The organism is Actinoplanes sp. NPDC051633 (assembly GCF_040681735.1).
Taxonomy (GTDB): domain Bacteria; phylum Actinomycetota; class Actinomycetes; order Mycobacteriales; family Micromonosporaceae; genus Actinoplanes.
Map to the genome: position 1 here is coordinate 1 of NZ_JBFAZH010001148.1, position 2,442 is coordinate 2,442.

Annotated in this window: 2 protein-coding genes; both read right to left on the minus strand. The window is 70.8% G+C overall.

Features of this window, described 5'->3' with window-relative positions:
* Positions 1 to 29: 29 nt before the first annotated feature.
* On the minus strand, positions 30 to 1,010 hold the full coding sequence (locus tag AB0M20_RS38230; RefSeq protein ID WP_364305772.1) for a MoxR family ATPase: 981 nt from the start codon (positions 1,008 to 1,010) through the stop codon (positions 30 to 32).
* Positions 1,011 to 1,021: 11 nt separating this feature from the next.
* The coding region (locus AB0M20_RS38235) for a fibronectin type III domain-containing protein (protein WP_364305774.1) at positions 1,022 to 2,442 on the minus strand (1,421 nt) is incomplete at its 5' end.

A 2,442-nucleotide genomic window follows, 5' to 3' on the forward strand; every position in this document is an offset into this window, starting at 1 on the left:
GGCGCCGATGCCCCGGGAGGTGATCCCCTTCACGCCTGCAGGTTGTCGGGCAGGGGCACCGGCACCGAGCGGACCGCGTCGTTCAGCACCTCCGCCGCGGTGACGCCGCGCAGCTGCGCGTCCGGGGTGAGCAGCACGCGGTGCGCGAAGACCGGCTCGACCAGCGTCTTGAAGTCCTCCGGCAGCACGTAGCCCCGGGCGTTGATCAGGGCGTACGCGCTGGCTGCCCGGGTCAGCGCGATCACGCCGCGGGGGCTGACGCCGACCCGGACCTGCGGATGGTTGCGGGTGGCGGCGGCCAGCCGGACCGCGTACGCGTACAGCGGGTCGGCGATGTGCACATGCTGCGCCATCCGCACCATCTCGCCGACCGTGACCGTGTCGGTGACCGGCTCGAGCGCGTCCGGCGAGCGCAGCGCGGCCCCGCGCAGCACCTCGATCTCGAAGTCCTCGTCCGGATATCCCACCGACAGCTTCACCAGGAACCGGTCCAGCTGCGCCTCCGGCAGGCGGTACGTGCCGTCCATCTCGACCGGGTTCTGCGTGGCCACCACCAGGAACGGCTGCGGCACCGGGTGCGGCACGCCGTCCACGGTGACCCGCCGCTCCTCCATCACCTCCAGCAGCGCGGACTGCGTCTTGGGCGAGGCGCGGTTGATCTCGTCGGCGATCACGATGTTGGCGAACACCGGACCCGGGTGGAACTCGAAGCCGCGGCTGGCCTGGTTGAAGATCGTCACGCCGGAGACGTCGGAGGGCAGCAGGTCGGGGGTGAACTGGATGCGCCGCCACTGCCCGCGGACGCTGGCCGCGATCGCCCGGGCCAGCGTGGTCTTGCCGACCCCGGGCACGTCCTCGAGCAGCACGTGACCCTGTGCGAAGAACGCGGTCAGCGCCAGCCGGACGACCTCGGGCTTGCCCAGCACGACGGCGCCGATCCGGTCGGCGAGCTGCGCCGCGACCTGGGCGAAGCCCTGGACGTGCCCGGGTGGCAGAGGTTCAGGTTGCACGGGTGTCGCCCTCAGCAGTTGGGGAGGTCGTTCGGGTTGTCGTTGTTGTCCAGGTTGAGCCAGGCCCACGGGATGTAGTTCTTGCCGCTGTACTCCACCTGGATCCAGATGGTGCTCTGCTTGTTGTCGTTGTAGATCCACGCGTCGATCGACGTCCCCGACTTCTTGCAGTAGGCCTTCAGCTTCGTGCCGGGTCTGGCCCAGCCGACCTGCTTGTCATTGTCCTGCCGGGTGACGCTGAAGATCTCGTTGCCGTTGCGGCCGTCGACGTCGGCGTTGCAGTACGTGCGCTGGTCGCCGTCGGGGCCGTTGTTGCAGGTCGCGACGCCGTAGAGGTCCTTGGTCTCCAGGACTCTGGTCTTGCTCGCGGCGCCGGCGGCGTTGCGCGCGGTCACCGTGAACGTGTAGCTCGAGCTCGGCTTGAGATTGTCCAACGTGAGGCTGGAGCAGGAGCCGGTCTTGGATCCGCCACCGGCGTTGGCGCTCAGCGTGCACGAGGCCGTGCCGCCGCCGGCGTCCACGCTGTAGGTCACCGTCGCCTTGTCGAAGGTCGTCGACCCGCCGGTGATGGTGACCACCGGCATCGCCACGGTCCGGGCGGTGGCCGTGCCCGGCTCGCTCTCGCCGGCCTCGTTGACCGCGCGCACCTCCACCGGCACGCTCTCGCCGTCGCCGAACCCGCCGATCGTCACCGACGTGCCGTCGGACACGTCCTGCTGCTTGTCGCCGGCCCGCACCGCATACCGGGTGATCGCCCGGCCGTTGTCCGCCGGCGCCGTCCAGGTCACCCGGATGGTGCCCTTGTCGCTGCCGACGGTGGCCGCGTCCACGTTCTCCGGCCGCAGCGGCTTCGCGAACGGCACCACGCTGTTGCTCACCGGCGACGCCTTCGACCCGGCGCCCCGCTCGTTGATCGCGACCACGGTGAACGCGTACTGCTTGCCGTACTCCAGCTCGCCGTCCTTGATGGTCAGATCGGTGCCCTCGGCCTCGCCGACCGGCGCCGTGCCGCCCTCCGCGATCGCGCTGACCGCGTACCGCTCGATCTCCAGCCCCTGACCGTTGGCCGCCGGCCAGCTCACCGTGACCGAGCCGTCCGGCCTGGCCACCGCCTGCGGCAGGCCCGGCGGATCCGGCACCTCGGAGGTCGGACGGACCGCGTTGCTGGTCCTGGACGGACCGTCGCCCTTCTTGTTGACCGCGTGCACCTCGAACCGGTACGTCTCACCGTTGGTCAGCCCGGTCACGTTCACCGACCGCTGATCGGCGCCCACCTGCATCGTCCGGCCCGCGCCGACCACCACGTACCGGGTGATCGCCGCGCCGTTGGGGTTGGCCGCCTGCCAGGACACCCGGGCCTCAGCGTTGCCCGCCGCGGCGCGCACGTTGCGGGGCGCACCGGGCTTGCTGACTGGAGGTTTCTTCGGCTTCG